General features: G+C 56.2%; 1 pseudogene. It reads right to left on the bottom strand.

Annotated elements, in window-relative coordinates:
- Positions 1-388, bottom strand: a pseudogene (locus MXD62_RS10325) (hypothetical protein); the annotation flags it as partial.
- Between the last annotated feature and the right edge of the window lie 9 nt (positions 389-397).

Below are 397 nucleotides of genomic sequence, written 5' to 3'. Positions count from 1 at the left end.
AGCCTGCAGAGAATACGGATTGAGCTCCGCCCATGCCAGCCGATTGTTGAGCGCCACCCATACCAGCGGATTGTTGACCATAACCACCGCCATAAACTTGTTGACCATAGCCGCCACCGTAGCCAAAGCCGCCGTCGCGTGCGATCTCTTGACGCACTTGCTGCGGATTGGTTCCGGTAAAACCAGGTTGGAAAACCGCTTGTGCACCACCGGCAGCCATTCCAGACATTTGGCTCATAGCCATGCCAGAGCCATAACCATAGCCTAAACCGCCTTCACGCGCAATGTCTTGACGCACCTCTTGGGGGTTGGTACCAGCAAAACCGGGTTGGAAAACCGCTTGCGCACCACCATAGGAACCGACGCCGGACATTTGGTTCATACCCATGCCAGATCC

This window comes from Frankia sp. Mgl5 (assembly GCF_023242985.1).
GTDB classification, from domain to species: Bacteria; Actinomycetota; Actinomycetes; order Frankiales; family Frankiaceae; genus Parafrankia; species Parafrankia soli.
This window is presented reverse-complemented; position numbering and strand designations above follow the sequence as displayed.